This window comes from Nitrospira sp. M1 (assembly GCF_965152605.1).
On record NZ_OZ224217.1, the window covers coordinates 180,860 to 197,497 of the forward strand.

Annotated in this window: 21 protein-coding genes and 1 tRNA gene; 11 read left to right on the top strand and 11 right to left on the bottom strand. The window is 49.3% G+C overall.

Features of this window, described 5'->3' with window-relative positions; translation table 11 throughout:
* Positions 1-64: 64 nt before the first annotated feature.
* The 7 genes from ACWHX8_RS00875 to ACWHX8_RS00905 form a co-directional block, all read right to left on the bottom strand.
* The gene (locus ACWHX8_RS00875) at positions 65-580 is read right to left on the bottom strand and encodes a hypothetical protein (protein ID WP_447970089.1); all 516 of its coding nucleotides are present in this window, start codon (positions 578-580) and stop codon (positions 65-67) included.
* A gap of 145 nt (positions 581-725) precedes the next feature.
* On the bottom strand, positions 726-1,205 hold the full coding sequence (locus ACWHX8_RS00880) for a phosphate-starvation-inducible PsiE family protein (protein ID WP_447970090.1): 480 nt from the start codon (positions 1,203-1,205) through the stop codon (positions 726-728).
* 15 nt (positions 1,206-1,220) lie between these two features.
* Positions 1,221-1,613, bottom strand: coding sequence for a hypothetical protein (locus ACWHX8_RS00885; protein WP_447970091.1), 393 nt, complete (start codon positions 1,611-1,613; stop codon positions 1,221-1,223).
* 341 nt (positions 1,614-1,954) lie between these two features.
* Complete coding sequence (gene nagZ / locus ACWHX8_RS00890) at positions 1,955-3,043, bottom strand: beta-N-acetylhexosaminidase (RefSeq protein WP_447970092.1); 1,089 nt, start codon at positions 3,041-3,043, stop codon at positions 1,955-1,957.
* A gap of 11 nt (positions 3,044-3,054) precedes the next feature.
* Entirely contained in the window at positions 3,055-4,569 is a 1,515-nt protein-coding gene (locus tag ACWHX8_RS00895) for a leucyl aminopeptidase (protein WP_447970093.1), read from the bottom strand.
* A gap of 57 nt (positions 4,570-4,626) precedes the next feature.
* Positions 4,627-5,283: a 7-carboxy-7-deazaguanine synthase QueE gene (gene queE, locus ACWHX8_RS00900; protein WP_447970094.1), complete on the bottom strand. Its 657-nt coding sequence runs from the start codon at positions 5,281-5,283 to the stop codon at positions 4,627-4,629.
* A gap of 180 nt (positions 5,284-5,463) precedes the next feature.
* Positions 5,464-6,159 (bottom strand): HAD family hydrolase, encoded by a 696-nt coding sequence (locus ACWHX8_RS00905; RefSeq protein ID WP_447970095.1) that lies wholly within the window; start codon positions 6,157-6,159, stop codon positions 5,464-5,466.
* A 118-nt stretch (positions 6,160-6,277) separates the two neighbouring features.
* On the opposite strand from ACWHX8_RS00905, the gene ACWHX8_RS00910 reads away from it, so the two are divergent.
* The 6 genes from ACWHX8_RS00910 (at position 6,278) to ltrA (ending at position 10,481) form a co-directional block, all read left to right on the top strand.
* Positions 6,278-6,361, top strand: a tRNA-Leu gene (locus ACWHX8_RS00910).
* A gap of 419 nt (positions 6,362-6,780) precedes the next feature.
* Positions 6,781-7,008, top strand: coding sequence for an AbrB/MazE/SpoVT family DNA-binding domain-containing protein (locus ACWHX8_RS00915; protein ID WP_447970096.1), 228 nt, complete (start codon positions 6,781-6,783; stop codon positions 7,006-7,008).
* The gene (locus tag ACWHX8_RS00920) at positions 7,005-7,175 is read left to right on the top strand and encodes a hypothetical protein (protein WP_447970097.1); all 171 of its coding nucleotides are present in this window, start codon (positions 7,005-7,007) and stop codon (positions 7,173-7,175) included. Before ACWHX8_RS00915 ends, ACWHX8_RS00920 begins: the two co-directional genes overlap by 4 nt.
* A 51-nt stretch (positions 7,176-7,226) precedes the next feature.
* Positions 7,227-7,472 carry a hypothetical protein gene (locus tag ACWHX8_RS00925; RefSeq protein ID WP_447970098.1) on the top strand — a complete coding sequence of 82 codons (246 nt, stop codon included), beginning with the start codon at positions 7,227-7,229 and terminating at the stop codon, positions 7,470-7,472.
* A 683-nt stretch (positions 7,473-8,155) separates the two neighbouring features.
* Positions 8,156-8,371, top strand: a complete 216-nt coding sequence (locus tag ACWHX8_RS00930) for a hypothetical protein (protein ID WP_447970099.1) — start codon at positions 8,156-8,158, stop codon at positions 8,369-8,371.
* 628 nt (positions 8,372-8,999) lie between these two features.
* Positions 9,000-10,481 (top strand): group II intron reverse transcriptase/maturase, encoded by a 1,482-nt coding sequence (ltrA, locus tag ACWHX8_RS00935; RefSeq protein ID WP_447970100.1) that lies wholly within the window; start codon positions 9,000-9,002, stop codon positions 10,479-10,481.
* A gap of 155 nt (positions 10,482-10,636) precedes the next feature.
* Here ltrA and ACWHX8_RS00940 read toward each other — a convergent pair whose 3' ends face one another.
* On the bottom strand, positions 10,637-10,966 hold the full coding sequence (locus ACWHX8_RS00940) for an addiction module antidote protein (protein WP_447970101.1): 330 nt from the start codon (positions 10,964-10,966) through the stop codon (positions 10,637-10,639).
* Positions 10,959-11,297 (bottom strand): type II toxin-antitoxin system RelE/ParE family toxin, encoded by a 339-nt coding sequence (locus ACWHX8_RS00945; RefSeq protein WP_447970102.1) that lies wholly within the window; start codon positions 11,295-11,297, stop codon positions 10,959-10,961. Before ACWHX8_RS00945 ends, ACWHX8_RS00940 begins: the two co-directional genes overlap by 8 nt.
* A 344-nt stretch (positions 11,298-11,641) precedes the next feature.
* Between ACWHX8_RS00945 and ACWHX8_RS00950 the strand changes: the two genes are divergently transcribed.
* Positions 11,642-11,860, top strand: a complete 219-nt coding sequence (locus tag ACWHX8_RS00950) for a hypothetical protein (RefSeq protein WP_447970103.1) — start codon at positions 11,642-11,644, stop codon at positions 11,858-11,860.
* A 215-nt stretch (positions 11,861-12,075) separates the two neighbouring features.
* Here ACWHX8_RS00950 and ACWHX8_RS00955 read toward each other — a convergent pair whose 3' ends face one another.
* Positions 12,076-12,738, bottom strand: a complete 663-nt coding sequence (locus ACWHX8_RS00955; RefSeq protein WP_447970104.1) for a hypothetical protein — start codon at positions 12,736-12,738, stop codon at positions 12,076-12,078.
* Positions 12,739-13,096: 358 nt separating this feature from the next.
* On the opposite strand from ACWHX8_RS00955, the gene ACWHX8_RS00960 reads away from it, so the two are divergent.
* From ACWHX8_RS00960 to ACWHX8_RS00970, 3 genes are all read left to right on the top strand, one after another.
* The gene (locus tag ACWHX8_RS00960) at positions 13,097-14,089 is read left to right on the top strand and encodes a ChaN family lipoprotein (RefSeq protein ID WP_447970105.1); all 993 of its coding nucleotides are present in this window, start codon (positions 13,097-13,099) and stop codon (positions 14,087-14,089) included.
* Between the two features lie 158 nt (positions 14,090-14,247).
* The gene (locus tag ACWHX8_RS00965; RefSeq protein WP_447970106.1) at positions 14,248-14,493 is read left to right on the top strand and encodes a CDGSH iron-sulfur domain-containing protein; all 246 of its coding nucleotides are present in this window, start codon (positions 14,248-14,250) and stop codon (positions 14,491-14,493) included.
* A 235-nt stretch (positions 14,494-14,728) separates the two neighbouring features.
* Entirely contained in the window at positions 14,729-14,905 is a 177-nt protein-coding gene (locus ACWHX8_RS00970; RefSeq protein ID WP_447970107.1) for a hypothetical protein, read from the top strand.
* 101 nt (positions 14,906-15,006) lie between these two features.
* On the opposite strand, the gene ACWHX8_RS00975 is transcribed toward ACWHX8_RS00970, so the two are convergent.
* Positions 15,007-15,723: an arylesterase gene (locus ACWHX8_RS00975; RefSeq protein ID WP_447970108.1), complete on the bottom strand. Its 717-nt coding sequence runs from the start codon at positions 15,721-15,723 to the stop codon at positions 15,007-15,009.
* A 161-nt stretch (positions 15,724-15,884) separates the two neighbouring features.
* Here ACWHX8_RS00975 and ACWHX8_RS00980 point away from each other — a divergent pair, with 161 nt between their 5' ends.
* Complete coding sequence (locus ACWHX8_RS00980) at positions 15,885-16,562, top strand: ABC transporter ATP-binding protein (RefSeq protein WP_447970109.1); 678 nt, start codon at positions 15,885-15,887, stop codon at positions 16,560-16,562.
* Positions 16,563-16,638 lie beyond the last annotated feature (76 nt).

The following is a 16,638-nucleotide window of genomic DNA, read 5'->3' on the forward strand; positions in this document are numbered from 1 at the left end:
GTATTCGGCAGGCTATACGCAATCACGGAATGTTTTAATTGAACGTTTCAGAGCTGGAGGCGCGTTATTCACTCGCCTGTGCTGGCTTGGCTTCCTGGTTGGACGTGACGCTGGCAGCAGGGACTTCCTTGGGAGTCTTGACTGGAGTGGGAGCAGCGTCCTGCTGAGGTGGAGCAGGGTTGTCCTGAGTGGCTTGTGGAGACGCAGGTTTGGCCGGAGGTGATGCGGTTGCAGTTGCCGGAGCGCTCGGTTTGCCTTTTTCCTCTGCTGCTGCTGAAGCTGCAGGCTTAGGGGCTGCGGGTTTGGGCGGGGGTTTGGGCTTTTCCGGTTTGATGCCACCCTCCCAATGGGGTCCTGAATACATTTCAGCAGAAAGATCGTTCTCTTTCCATTTCGCCTCAAAGGCTGCTGCAGCCTTATTCGGCGTTTCTCCACTGCCTACGGTACGATTCCAAGGATACACTCTTGGTGAAATATGGCACACAGCCTCATCTCGTCGCATGTAGAGCGCGATAGGGTTTCCTCGATAGGGCCCTAGGAAAATATGAACTGTGCCGACAAACTCAGGGAGTGATTCCATCCTTACCTCGATCCCGTCCAAAAAAAAATATAGTGCCACAAGGTAAGTAGAAACGGCAAGGTATGGGGAGAGAAAAGTGTTGAATGAAATGGGGAACGAATCGTGATCGATCAAGAGGTGAACGAGGATTGTTCTTGGATAAGGGTTAGAGCGTCACTGTTGAGGGAGGAGGCACCTCACTTTTTCTCACTAAATAGAGAGAAAGCATCAACACCAAAATGATGACGACATGAAGGCCGAGGTCCATCAGGTAATGATAGAAGGTTTCTTTGGGAATGCCTTTGATATGGGAAAGTTCAGCGCCGGTGGTCAGAATTTTTCGAACGGAAGCAATGACGCCGACGTGAAGGAATGGTTCGAGGCGCACACGCTCGGATTGTAAAAATCCCAGAACGGTTCGAAACAGCTCAAGCAGAATAATGACGAGCAGTAAATCATTGATCAGTGTGATAGATGCTTCCAGAAAACCGTCAGGGGCTTGATGAAAAAATTCCATCCAGCTGTATCCAAAAATCAGCATGCCCAGGACGAGAAAGCTTAAACAGGCGGTGATGTACCCCCACCGGTCCAGCCATTGCATCCATTTCACCCATTGTTTTGTCGATTCTGGTGTCCAGCCGTGCATAGGAGTGTTTTCGCTTTAGGCATTGCCCGTTTGAGGTGTATTGGGATCGGTGGCCGGGCCCCGCATCCCACTTCCAAATTCCAGGGTTTGCATGGCGGCCTCGTTCACGGAGTGGCCGCAACAGATAATTTCCTGAAATCCTGCTCCGCCATCCATGACCATCATGCGGAGTCCGCAGGATCCAGGGAAAAGCTTTTTTTCGTCAAGTGTCATGCCGACCATGAGGCTGCCCTTTTTCCTCCCTTTGCTGGTTTCCGGAGATGAGACCACATCCTCTTCGGTCAGGTCATGTCCGCAACACCGCAACTTTTCGAACCCTTCACCTCCGCTCATAACCTTGACGACAAGTCCGCAGGAGTCTGGATAGTGCTTTCGTTCATCAATGATATCGCCTTTTTTCAGTGCCATGTTCAACTTCCTTTCTTTGGCCCTCTCGAAAAGAAGAAATTCGTATTCGAATACCTATGAATGGATGATTACGTGTCTACCTCATCAGATTGCAGGATAGCATGTCTATAGCGAACCCAAATAACTTCCACCCGAATGTACATCATGTACACAGCGCAAACATAGAGGAAAGTTATGCCCGCCTGGATGCCCTGTATACGATTGACTGTTCAATAACGAAGGGTCAAGCCGAATTCAGTGGATCGACATGTAACTGATTCGGCATAACTGGAACGGCTAGAGCACCTTGAATATCCCATGTTCTTCAATGCTGAATGGTTTCAGGTAATGTGTTGTAGCCTTTAGGTTTGAGTCGAGGTCATGGTTTGAATGTCCGCGAGAAGATTCCGATGCATAGGCGACCCGACGATGTTGGTGATTTCATCGTCATTCACGGGTGCGTAGGGAGTGAGAAAACGTTGTTTGAGCGCGGAAATTCGAGACAGGCTGGCATCTAGCCGACTTGTAGAGATTGCACCAGTCTTGACGGCCCCTTCGACAGCTTCAATGGCTTCAGCCTGACGAGTCTGTTGATGGCAAATCAGAATGAGGTCAACGCCTGCCTGAATAGATCGAACGGCGGCATCCCCCATGGTCATATGTTCAGCAATGGCATTCATTTCAAGATCATCGCTGAGTATGACGCCAGAAAAGCCAAGTTCATCACGAAGAAGCGTTGTCATAACCCTGTGTGACAGCGTGGCGGGAACGGTGTCGTCAAGCGCGGGGTAATGAACGTGCGCACTCATCAACGTTTGGAGCCCATGCGCGATCGCCGATCGGAACGGATGCAGTTCAATCTGCTCCAATCGTTCTTTGGCCAGCGTCACCACTGGTAATTCCTTGTGTGAGTCCTTGGTTGTTTCGCCGTGTCCAGGAAAATGTTTTCCGCAGGCAATGACGCCATGGTCGTGTAGACCGGAGATGGTGGCATTGCCCAATGTGCAGACTGTCTCTGGGTCTGCGCTGAATGCTCGATCCCCAATAATAGGGTTTGACGGGTTCGTATTAATATCCAAGACAGGAGCCATATTCATATTGAACCCGACTGCGCGTAATTCTTGGGCGGTTACGGCGGCAGCTTGATAGGCGAAGTCCGATGATCCGCATGCCGCGACGGTTGCAGCGGGCGGGAAGATCGTAAACCCTGGCGGCAAACGCGACACCTTTCCCCCTTCTTGATCGATAGCCATCAACAAGGGGGAAGAAGTCACAAGCTTCTGCAGTGAGTTGGTCATCCGTGCAATTTGATGCGCGTCGACTAAATTACGAGAGAACAGGATGATACCTCCAGGTTGATAGGCTTGAATCCAAGCGCTCAACGCTGAAGACACCTCCGTTCCGTCAAATCCGATCATAAACAGTTGACCGACTTTTTCGCGCAGCGTCATCACTCAATCTCTCATTTACGAGGTTTCGCGACAGCATTCAAGAGATATTGAATGAGGAGTCGAGTGCCAATAGCCGTAGGTCCTTTGCTGATGCAAGGACGATCGGATGCACTCCAGTCGGTACTCGCAATATCAAGATGAACCCATGGAAATTTTCCGACAAATTGTTGAAGGAACAGGGCTGCGGTGATCATACCGCCTCCACGGCCTCCGATATTTCGCATATCCGCGACATCACTTTTTAACTGTTCAAAGTATTCATCCCACAGCGGCATTTCCCATACGCGTTCACCTGAACGTTCGCCTGCCTGCCTAAATTGATCTTTGAGTGTGTCATCATTGCCCAACATCCCGATCGCAAATTGTCCGAGTGCGACAATACAGGCGCCCGTGAGAGTGGCAATATCAATGACGCAGGCGGGTTTTAGGCGGTCGGCATACGCCAGGCCGTCGGCGAGAATCAATCGACCTTCGGCATCGGTGTTTTGCACTTCGACGGTTTTACCCGAGAGCATGGTTAAGATATCGCCTGGTTTCGTGGCTCTTCCTCCCGGCATATTTTCAGCAACGGGTAACAGTCCGACTACATTGAGCGGTAGTCGCAAGCGGGCAGCGGCACGAACGGTCGCCAGCACTTCTGCGCCTCCAGTCATGTCGGCCTTCATGTGTTCCATATTTTCTGAAGGTTTCAGGGAGATCCCTCCTGAATCAAACGTCACCGTTTTTCCAACAAAGACAATAGGTTTCTCCCCCTTTTTCCCGCCTTGGTATTCCAAGATAATAAACTGTGGAGGATGTTGACTGGCTTGTCCTACTCCCAGTACGCCACCCATTCCCAGTTGTTTCATCTTGGCTGGATTGAGGACGGTTAACCGAACCTTCTTTTCCTTCGAAATTCTCTTAGCTTCTTCGACAACGCGAGAAGGCGTCATCACATTGGCTGGATGGTTGCACAAATCTCGCGCAAAACAGGTTGCCTCACCTGTCGCTTCGCCTCGCTCGATGCCCTGTTTGACGGTATTGAGTAATGAGGGTTTATCGACCAAGATCGTCATGCTGCTCAAGGGTTTACTCTTTTTGGAGGAATCGGTTCGGTACGGTGTAAAGCGATAGTCCCCTAAAATTACGCCATCGACCATTGCTTGAGCGAGATCATCTGGCCATAGCCCTGATCGATCAAGTCCGAGTAGTGTGGTGGCAAATGTGCGCGTTTCCGTCTGGCAGACGCGCTTAGCAACGGTTCCCATCGCCTGTCGTACGCGATCAAGCGTGAGATCTTCGCGCTTTCCAAGACCGACGAGCAGAATGCGTTTTGCCGGAACGGCGCCACGAGTATGTATCAAGACGGTTTGATTGGGTTTTCCCTGAAACTCTCCACTTTTTCGCATTTCGGTCAATTGTCCGCTGAGATTTCGGTCCAGGGGTTGGATGGTTTTTCCAATGCCGGTCTCGCCTTCGTATCCCGGAATCACCAACACTTCTGTTGGAGTTCCCGTCAGTGTTCCTTGCTTCACAGTAGTTTTCATGCAGTCCTCATCAGAAAGTTAAAAGTTTGACGTAACAGTGAAAAAAATGAAATGGCTCTAGACGCCACGCAGATCCGGGGCCCAAATGTATTTGTGGAGTTGTACTTGAAAGCGAACGGGCAGGTGATCCTCAAGAATCCATTCAGCTAAGGATTGCAGGTCGAGTTCACCAAAGACGGGACTGAATAAAATCGAACATCGATCGGGTAATCCATAACGTACTAAAACTTCTTTCGCCCATTCATAGTCATGGCGGTCTTTTAGGACAAATTTGGCTTCGTCTTTCTTGGATAGCCGGTCAATGTTTGACCAGTCCATGCGATCCACCATGCCGCTGCCGGGGCATTTCACGTCGAGGATGACATGGGTGCGCGGATCAACCGGCGTAGTGTCGATCGCCCCGCTGGTTTCGAGCAACACGTCAAAACCCTGATCGCACAAGAGGGATAAGAGTTCCGGCGTCCCGGATTGGCTAAGGGGTTCTCCGCCCGTTACTTCGACCAGCCGGCAATCATAGGCGTGTATCCGTTCAAGAATGGCCTCGAACGTCATGCGGTCTCCTCCATGAAATGCATAGTCGGTGTCGCACCAGGTACATCGAAGGGGACAGCCTGTGAGGCGGACAAACACACACGGTTGTCCGGCAAAGGAGGACTCACCCTGAATGCTGTGGAAAATTTCTGTAATTTGAAGGTGAGAAGTCGTCAAATCCATCAGGAATCGTTTGGAGTCAGTAACAGAACAACGTATCAGTGACCTCATGACAATACAATCTTAACACACATTGTACGTTTCGTATTTCGTCGTTTGTGAATTGTATCTTGTCATACGAAAAAGCCTAACCCAGAAAGATTATCTCTCGAGATACGAGATACTAGCGACGTGCGACGTGCATTATACCCATTCAGTGACCGGCCACCCCTGCTCTCGGGCCCTTCGCGTCATTCCGCGAATGGGATTCACCACAATGGGATTGCCCACCACCTTTAAGGCTTGGTAATCCCCTGGACTATCGCCATACGCGTAGCTGCGCGTCAGATCCAGGTGATACAGAGTGGCGAGATCTTCAATGATGCGTCGTTTCCCTTCACCGTACGGGAGTGGGGCATAGACTCGGCCGGTGTATCCGCCTTCCGTGGTCTGGAGTCGTGCGGCTTGGACGATGGAGACGCCCAACACCTCTGCAAGCGGTTTGACGAGAAAATCCGGCGATCCGCTGATTAACGCGACATGATGTCCGGCTTGTTGATGGCGAGAGAGAATTCCTTCTCCTCGAATCGAGAGCTTTGGACACACCTCATTGCGCACAAATTCCTCAGCGAGCGGTTCGATAAACCCTGGCTGCTGACCAACCAAGTAGAGTTTATGTCGACGGAGTGGGCTGAGCGAAACCGGCGGGATGCGTTGCGTTAAAAACCACACGCTCTCTCGCATCTGCTGAAACCCAATCACGCCTAACTTCCACAAATGCCGAAAAAATAGGACTTCGATCGACAGGCCGGGGATTAAGGTATTATCAACATCGAAAAAAGCCCCAATCCAGTTTTCTTGATATTCAGGCGACGGAAGCTGAGAAGAAGGCTTTGACATGAAATAATTATGAAAACGTTTAAGATGAATGGATGAATCGTCAAAAGAATCTCTAAATTTTACTTACGCCCCAGTTCGTTGACAAGGGGAAAAAAGCGATTCATAATGGGGGCCGAGTGCCGAAGTGGTGGAATGGCAGACACGCACGTTTAAGGGGCGTGTGGCGCAAGCCGTGCGGGTTCAAGTCCCGCCTTCGGCACCAAAAACACAGAAATCTACAGTTTACTCGCCAGCTTCAATATTCGAACATTACCACAGAAAATAGCTAGGACTTGAACCGGGGGTTTTGAAGGGGGTATGTCCCCTTCATGGGGTGACCGGAGCGTAGCGGAGGCACGAGGGGGCGTGGCCCCCTAGTGGGAGCATAGCCAGGCTTCCGCTCATGCGACTTCAAGTGCCCGCCTTCGGCACCAAACTCTTTCTTCCTCGCGATATCCTCTCCTTCTTTTCAGATAATACCGAGTGCCCGATTTGATTGGTAATCCCTTGCCTGAACGTACAAGTGTGCGTTCGAATAGGTTAAGGGATGTTGGGAATTTCAAATTGACGGATGCATGAGGGCAGTGTGGTATTTCTATGGTATACCAGATTTGGTATTACTTCCTGGGTCGGAGGGGGAGCATGAGCACGAGTCGAATGACTGAAAAAGGCCAAATCACCATACCGAAACTGTTACGAAACCGCCTAGGGCTACACCCTGGCGATGAGGTTGAATTGAGGGAGGTGAAAGATGGAATTCGAGTACAAAAGAAAGCATCACCTGCCCGCTTTGCAAAATATCGTGGGTTTTTAAAACCGCTCAAAGGAAAAACCTCGGATGAGCTTATTGAAGATATGCGTGGACAATGATTACGGCGGTTGATATCAATATTCTTCTTGATCTCCTCATTCCCGGTTCTTCAAATGTTAAGGAAGCTCAGCATCAATTAGACGACGCGAGTGAAAAGGGCCAGGTGATCCTTAGCGAAGTCGTCTTAGCCGAGCTTGCAGCATATTTCCCAAGCTCTCATGTATAGGAAGTATTTCTCGCGGATACCAGGCTCGAACTCCTGACGAGCGACCAAGAAGTGTGGGTTCGTGCTGGTCAGGCCTGGGGAATGTATGCCAAACGCCGAAAGGCTGTCATGGTCTGTGCGAAATGCGGGCTGAGCCAACAGGTCCCCTGTACGCAGTGCCAAGCTCCACTACGGATTCGACAGCATATCGTGGCTGACTTTTTGATAGGACCGCATGCGGAACTTCGAGCCGATCAGCTATTAACCCGAGATCGCGGATATTACCGCCCCTACTTCCCAAACCTTTCTCTCGTCTGATCGTAGTCTCGATGTTTCCCTGAAAATTCATTTTCTGCCATCACATGTAGGCATAGAGGGCAACAAAAAACTTATAAGCCCTTGATTTTAGGCATTTTCACTCATTTAAAATCTCTTAATCTTTAACCTTACTTAAACATCTATAGTCTTGTTCCTATGGACATCAATATCCATCACGGGTCTGTTGAAAAAAGCCGCCAGCGGCGTTCTCGCCATTTTGCCGTGCTCACGTATAACCAGTACGCTCCGCGCGTCAAAATGGCTGTGGCCTTGCTGGACGGACTTTTTTGAACCGACCCGAGGCTTCTGACATCCAACACGTGCTCGAGGAATATTGCAGCTCGATATCAGCATTATTCAACACTCCCATCACTTTTCCTCAAAGAAGGCTCCTAGGCTTCGTGTTTTCTAAACGCTACGCCACGTCGCACCTAAAAATTTACACCTCCCCTGCGTTCGCTCCTCTCACTTGCCCCATGCTTCGCATGGGTCCCGGAAAAATTCCTAGACAGCGACGACAACGAAAAAACCGCATGGACCACGGTTGGCACCGCCTTTCAACATGACAAAGGCAGTATTTCCCTGCGATTGTTCGCCAATATTGCGGTGTCCGGTGACGTGGTGTTATTCCCGAAAGATGATGACCCGGCGGAAGACGAATAGAGCAGGGGACTGTATGCATCATGTCCCGCGACGCGCTCAAGCCGGGAACGGCCTTCCGCGCTACCAATGTCAAAGACGATATTTTTGTCTTCGTACAACCGTGTTCGCTCATTGAAGGGGATGGATTATTTCGGCGGTTCAACATGAAGGCCGGATTTATTGAGCCGAACTGGTATCGCTTTAAGATGGACGCCAACCATTTACAGCAAACACGTGAATGTGATTTTGTCGGATAAGCGTTATTGTGGAGTGCGACGTGCAAAGTCGTATTGTTGATTGTCTGGTGGAATGGACATCGTCTAACCAGACCTGCTGTGCCGTCAGCAGTAGCCTACTGGCCCATGCGCCGGGAGTAATCGCGGGGTGTGAAGCGGCCAGGACAATGTACCCCGGTGCGAGCCAAGAGAACGCTGCGAAGCAATCTTTGGTCTGCCAGCACCAAGGCGGATCGGGGGCTAGGCTTGATGGGAAGGTTAACTCAGGTGAATCGGTGATAAACCTCGTTAAACGTAACAGGCTCAAGGTGCTGATAAGCCTGAACCAAAATGATGTGCGGTGGGTTGTTCCTTTTTCACATAGGAACACACGGACCATAATGCCGTCGGGGAATAGCCGGAACCTACGCCATCGCGTCAATAACACGAAACACGGTAAGCCCGTAGTGCTGCCATGCGAATGGCAAGCCAACCGTAAGGAACGCTGATGGCAGTGCGGGTAGAAGATGCTGGAGCAAGCGAAGGCCGTTTTGTAATGGGACGGATAGGGGCACAAAGGTGAAGATACCTAACCTGAAAAGGTGCAGACTTCCAGCAGGTCTTTCTTGATGAGAACGTTGGCAGAACTTCTTGTACGGAAGAAACGCAAATGAACGCGAGTGCGAACACCGCGTGTGCCTCTTTCGGCAACCCGGTGTGGTGGGAGCATCTTGATTGGCGCACCACACATCGAACAGTTAGGAAGCTGCAAGCCCGTATCGTCAAGGCCACGAAGGATGGTCACCGCGGCAAGGTGAAAGCCTTGCAATGGCTGCTGACCCACTCACTGAGCGGCAGGGCCTTGGCCGTCAAACGAGTGACCGAGAATCAAGGCAAGCGGACGCCGGGAGTCGATGGAGAGATCTGGACAACCCCGGCAGCCAAAACCAGAGCCATGTGGTCACTCAGGAGATGCGGCTACACGCCGCAACCACTGAGACGGGTCTATATTCCCAAGTCGAATGGAAGACTCAGACCTCTGGGTATTCCGACGATGAGGGATCGAGCAATGCAGGCGCTCTACCTGCTGGCTCTTGATCCAGTATCCGAGACACTGGCAGATCAACATTCCTATGGGTTTCGTAAGGGACGGTCTACCCAGGATGCACTGGCTCAGTGCTTTCTGGTGTTGTGCCGACCACAACGGTCGCCTCAATGGGTGTTAGAAGCCGACATCAAAGGATGCTTTGACTACATGAGCCATGACTGGATGCTGGCACATATCCCAATGGATACGTCCATTCTTCGGAAATGGCTGCAAGCGGGAATGGTGGACCAGGGCCAGTGGTTTCCGACGGAGGTGGGCACCCCGCAAGGCGGGGTCATCTCACCCACGTTGGCCAACGTGGTTCTGGATGGATTAGAGCGCAGGCTCACTCATCGGTTTCCTCGACGAGGGGGCAAGACGCCTCATCCCAAGGTTCGTCTGATCCGTTACGCGGACGATTTTGTGGTGACCGGTGCGACGAAAGACACACTGGAACAGGTGCGGGAAGAAGTGGCCGCGTTCCTCGCAGAACGTGGTCTTTCCCTAGCACCAGAGAAAACACGGATCGTTCATCTCGCAGACGGATTCGATTTCCTCGGATTCAATGTCCGTACGTATCAGGGCAAACTGCTGATCAAGCCGTCGAAGGACGCGCAACGCAGGATACACCGACTCGTGCGACACATTATTGGAGGAAGTAAAGCGATCACACAGTCAGACCTCATCGATTGGCTGAACCCCATTATCAGAGGATGGGCCAATTATTATAGGCATGTGGTATCGGCAGCGACCTTTCACACGCTCGACTATGTGCTCTGGAAAGCCTTGTGGCGATGGGCGGTGCGGCGACACCCGAAGAAAGGACGGCGTTGGGTAGCCAAACGGTATTTCCAGACGTTTGGCTCGCGGTCCTGGTTATTCGCCTGTCGGCATGCTACTGACCAACACGAAACATCGGAATGGATGAAACTGGCCTTCGCGTCAGAGACGCCAATCCGGCGGCACGTGAAGGTGAAAGCTGATGCCAATCCCTACGATCCGGAATGGTCTCGATACTTTGCAGGACGTAGGTCGGTCGTGGCCGGACTGAAAACCAGTCTTTGAAAGGCTTGAGCCGGATACGGGGAAACTCGTCTGTCCGGTTCTGAGAGGGGTGGGTGACAGCGATGTCACCTACCTACTCGATAAATACCGCGCTTTTTTTGCTAAGCATTCAATTGCTTAACATTCTGTATTTTCCACACCCTCATCAAAACGATTTACTGATGTGCTGGCATGTCGAATTTTTCAGGAATAAGCCGATAACCCATGGCTTGCATAATCGCGTTGATATTTTCAAAGCGCGGGTTGCCATCTTCTGATAACGCTTTTTGCAAACCTTTCCGGCTCATACCTGCCGCATCGGCCGTAGCCGTGACACCTTTCACACGGGCAATCATGCGCAGCGACGATAAAAGCGCCGGAGTGCAATTATCTTTTGCAAATTCTTCAAAACACACCGTCAGATAATCATCGATTTCTTCTGGGTGTTTGAGAAAATATTCTTCTTCGACTTCATCAAAACTTCTATATTTTCTTCTCTTAGCCATCGCTCAAATACTCCTTCCAATATACTTTGGCGTTTTGTATATCCTGCTGCTGCGTGCTTTTCTCTCCACCACAAAGCAGCACCACGACATCACGCCCTTCTTCACCAATGTAGACCCGGTAGCCTGGTCCAAACGTCATTTTTAATTCACTGACACCTTCTCCAACTGATTTACAATCGCCATAATTGCCCTGTTGTAATCGGCCAATACGAATTAAAATACGTTTACGGCCCATCGTATCTCGAAGGTCTTCAACCCATTCGGAAAACGGCTCTTTTCCGTTTTTATCAACATAGACAATGACCCGTTTCGGGTGCGTTACTTTAGCCACTGACTGTTCTTCCTTTCATTGTACTATAGCGTACCATGGTACGCAAGAAGCTTTTTTGCAAGCTTTTTCTTCTTTTCATTTGTGGACAAAAATCCATAATTTCTTAGTGTTTTTTGCGTTCCGGCAGATAATTTCATCATGATTTCTGCTGCCTCACTGAGAACCCCATTTAATAGCGCTGTTCGTAATTACAAACCTGCGAAAATCCGCCCGCGCCGCACCGGCAGCAAATTTTACAATCCCAAATTTAATCTCAAGCCTAAGCCCCTCATTCAAAAACCACGCATGCGTAAGCGCACCCGCAAGCCAAAGTGGACAAAATAGGTTTTTCCCTCGACAACATTATGGCAACTTCAGATAAGAAAACCCCACCACTACACAAAATCCGTATCGGTGCGATCCAAGCGGATATCTGGCAGGTCATCCCGGAAAAGGGTCACTCGTTCCTCACCGTGTCATTCTCACACTCGTACAAACGGGGCGAGCAATGGAAAACCGGGCATTCCTTCCAGGCACATGAATTGGAAGCTTTGAGCGACGTGGCTGCTGACGCGAAAGCGTGAATGAAGCAGTACTGTCACTCACATCCGGGGGGGTGGCCTAATGGCTGCCCTCCTTTTTTTTGAACAATTGGCAGCGAATGTACCGTGCAGCAAATAACAGATTCATCAGTAAAAAGATGTCGTCCCTGAAAAACCTTCTGAAGCCGCAACTGCATGATCCTCGTTTAAATCGATATTGTGAATCATCTCCAGCGAAGCAGGCGTCAATCAAATTCTCAATATTTGGTGAAGTTTTTCGATACCGTGTAGCTGATTTCCTGGTTTGTAGCCTTTTCGATCTCTAACCGGGCACCTTTATAATTAACAACGTTACCCTCATTAAGATCCATGGTGAAGTTGGTGGTAAAAGGCGCTGAAATTCGGTCACGAGTAAATTCACGATAGGTAAAATTCAGGATGTTTCCAGCTTTACCATTATATTCGATAATTTGCTGTATGGCGCTGGGTTTTGAACAGATACTATCGGGCTTATAGGTATAGCTGCCAAATGAACTATCAAAACAGCCGGACCAAAAATCGTCAATGCAGATTTCATTGTCAGATTTTTTATAGCTAACGACACTTCCAAAACTGCGGATTCCACCAACAAAGTTTATAAACCGGATGGCCCTTCGATCAAAACTGAAGAACTCTGTCGATTTGGGGCCGTACCGGCAGAACGTTGCGTTATCAATTTCCGCATACTTTCCAGTAATTTTATCGACCTCCAGAACATCAGTTCTAAAGCCCTTGCCCTGCATTAATAATCGTTCGCCAAGGTAGGCGGTACTGGGAACCTTGAGTGGTGGATAGGAAATATTCTGGTAGGCAATATCTGGCGTACTTGTACAGCCTGAAAACATTAATAATATAACCAATACCGCAAGTAATTTAGGCATAACCTATTCCTTTCTGCTATTAACTCGATAAATGGCGTAGCTTTTCCGTGAATGGTGTAAATGTCTGGGTAATAAATCCAATGTCGATGCCCATCTAATGTGGATAGCCAACTACACCACTTTATGAGGGTTTTAAACAAGCCAAAATTGCCGACAGGGGGAATTGAAATAAATTACTGGCGCGCATTCTTGACATATCTAGCCTAGCCTCCACCGCGCATCTGTGATGATTCATTTTGCTGATCAGTTTTTTCTTGCCTGATGAATCTAAGCAGTCAATAACGCGATTGCATAGGGCCTTGTAGGCTCTATGTATAATACTTGCAGTCAAAATGGCTGTGTGTTAGATGATGGGATTATGAGTACATGTCTGGTGAAATGGCCCATGTCGCGGTGCGTTCGTTTTGCGATGCTGTTAGGTACGTTGTGTCTTCTGTTGGGCCTGGCTTCGTGTGCTTCGGCGCCTGGATTATCTACTGAGGCCCGAGACTTTCAGGTTGGACAAATTATTGAAGTGAAGACTGGGAAGGTTATTGAGTATGGAACATTGGCGTCTGAATTGACAGATGTGGATGTCGTCTATATTGGTGAAGAACATTATACGCCTTCACACATTGATGCGGCTGTTCAGGTTTTAAATACGTTAGTCGATGCCGATCAGAACCCGGTCTTGGCGATGGAAATGTTCAGTTGGAATGGGCAGTCTGCACTCGACCAATATACTCAGCAGCATGCCCTGACTCAGGAGCAATTTCTGAAGGACTCTCATTGGGAAGAAAATTGGGGCTCCGACTTTACCGGCTATGAACGCTTAGTCCAGTTTGCGAAGAAACATCGGCTTCCGCTCTATGCGCTCAATCCGCCACGTTCGTTGGTGCGAATGGTTTCCAAGCAGGGGCTCGAAGCAGCGTTGCGAGATCCAGAGATGGAGAAGTGGGGAGTCAAGAAAGACATGTCGTTGAAAGATCCTGAATATGAAAAGGTGATTTTTAAACCCATAGAACTCTGTCACCCTGGCTTACCGAAAAACATGTATGACAGGTATTATCAGGCCTCCATTTTTCGAGATGAAGGCATGGCGAAGATTATTACGGAATATGTCAATCGAAAGTCTCAGGACCAGGGTCCGTTGGTCAGTTATACTGGCGGTGGGCATATTCAATATGAGGTTCCGGTTCCCAAGCGAGTCAGGCGAGATGCCTCTTCGAGGTTAAAAGATGTCTCGATTTATCTTATCGCTTTAGACCCTGTGCGAGAAGAGGAAGTGCAGGAAGCGATTGAGGAAGGTATTGCCGATTACATTTGGTTGAGAGCATTGGGTCCCAACGGGCCACAGCCTCGCTGTGGTTAAAAAGCGTCTTTCGTGAAGTGTCACTCGTATTTCGTCAAAGACAAAGAACGATTACCACTGACCCGCGATGAGGCTTTGATTTCCTCTGTTGATTTTTGGCGTCTTGATTCATCAGAATACGAACTTCGTTGTTGTTTGATTATTTTGAAGGAGGAACAATGGGAGATCCGATTATTATTCCCCAAAAGCTACCGTACATTTTGGAAATGGAGCCAGGAACCTACTATTGGTGTAAATGTGGGCGATCAAAAACCCAACCATTTTGTGATGGGTCCCATACTGGAACCGAACATACGCCAATGGAAGTGGAACTTACAGAAGCAAAACGGGTCGCGTGGTGTGGCTGTAAACACACAAAAAGGCCGCCTTTTTGCGACGGTACACATTCACGAATTGAAGAGTAGCTTCAGCCGGTGCCTTGACTTTCGCGTTGCTTCAATTGCTAATACCCTTAAAAGCTTAACTTTTTCAATTAGTTATATGTTTAGCGTTCAGTAGTCTGAAGATCGAAAGGCTTGGTTAAAAAAATAAGGCCTGGTTATTGCGAAAGGTCTTGTAAGTTTTATAAAATTCCAGCCTATTCAAGATTCAACATCTGATGATCTATTAGAAATCATAGAGCAAAAGGAGGGACCCGCAATGAAAGGCATATCAAAAGGTTTTCTGGGATCGGTCATGGCTCTCGCACTCAGTGCTTCTCCGGCATTGGCGAATGCGCCGGGTGGCGGCTATGAGGGTATTACCGCCATGTATGTCGGCTTCATCGCTGCGATCCTTGGGTACGGCGTCTACGATATCTTTTTTAAGAAGTCATAAGCCGCACCGAGTAAGAAGTTTTCTCACATTTTAAAACCTTCCGGATCTGTGTTCGTCCAGATCCGGAAGGTTTTTTTATGTCCACTGTGCTAATGCGTGGCTTACGACGTGCGAGGGGGTTGTGCACGTAGGAGCGGTTCTAAGTACGTCATAAGATGTTCCACGATGACTTTATAGCCTTCTCCTGTCGGGTGGATGCCGTCCGCTTGATTGAGGGATCGATGTGCAGCGACATCTTCTAAGAAAAATGGCATAAAGGGCACATCAAACTCGTCAGCCAATTGGGGGAATATTTCTGCAAATTGTGATGTGTAGTCGAACCCATAGTTTGGGGGAATTTTCATGCCAGTGAGCAAGATGTGTATTTGACGATCTTGAAGGCGTTGAAGAATTTTCTGAAGATTTCCATGAATGGCCTTGATGGGCTGCCCTCGGAGCCCGTCATTCGCTCCTAATTCTATAATAACAATGCTAGGTTGGTTTTTCAGAACCCAATCTAAACGGCGTAGCGCTCCGGCGGTGGTATCGCCGCTGACGCCTGCGTTTACGACATGGTACGGATATCCGGTCTGATCTAAATGTCGTTGTAAGCGGGATGGATACGATTCATCAGGTGGAACCCCGAGCCCAGCGGTCAAGCTATCGCCAAGTGCCACGATTCGCGGTCGGGTATCTTTTGCCGAATGCGTGGCATGTTTGTTCGGTCGTGTGGTCGTCGCCACTGCTGAATTTGTGTGTTGGTCGGAATTTTCTGCAGAAAAAGTCGTAGAGGATGGCAAGGTCTGTTCGTCTGCCGTGTCACACCCTGAGGCGATCATGCAGATTGCGCATAATATTGGTATCATAAGAAACAGGTGAGTGAGAGGATTCCATCTGTGATCCATGATCCTCCACGTTTCGAATGTTGCAATGGTGTTTGGTCTGAAGTCTGCGCTCATGTGTCCCTCGTATTTGCCCTTCTCTTTACCATAACGAATTTATGATTGTTGTCCAGAATCTCGTCATGGAATTGAGAGCTGGGAGTCACGTCGTTCCCATTCTCCATGATATCACTTTTGAAATTCCTCAAAAGCAAGTTGTCGCCATTATTGGTCCATCAGGAAGTGGGAAGTCTACACTTCTCGGCCTGCTTGCCGGGTTAGATAAACCGACTCGAGGGTCTATCTCGATTCATGGGACGGATATCACGGCATTATCTGAAACAGAGATGGTGCATCATCGTCGACAGCATATCGGGTATATCTTTCAATCATTTCATCTTATCCCAACTCTCACCGCTCTGGAAAATGTGGCGCTTCCCCTTGAATTGAATGGTGATCCGGGGGCGATGGATCGAGTGCGAGAATTGTTACAGGCCGTTGGGCTGGAGGATCGTCAGGACCATTATCCCGTGCAACTCTCAGGGGGTGAGCAACAGCGTGTTGCGGTTGCGCGGGCTTTTTCGACAAAGCCGCCGGTCCTCTTGGCCGATGAACCCACGGGGAATTTGGATAGTACAACGGGCGAGCGTGTCATTCACTTGCTCTTTCGTCTAAATCAAGATCATGGGAGCACCATGGTCCTGGTCACTCACGATCAGTCGTTAGCAGACCGGACCGAGCGCGTCATTTCCTTACGTGATGGAGAAATATACGCAGATACCATGGCGGGGTCCTGATAAAAAACAATTTGTTACATCTATCCAAAGAGAATATGCAAGTAGTGTTCAGGGTATGAAGTCTCAGGTACTCCAA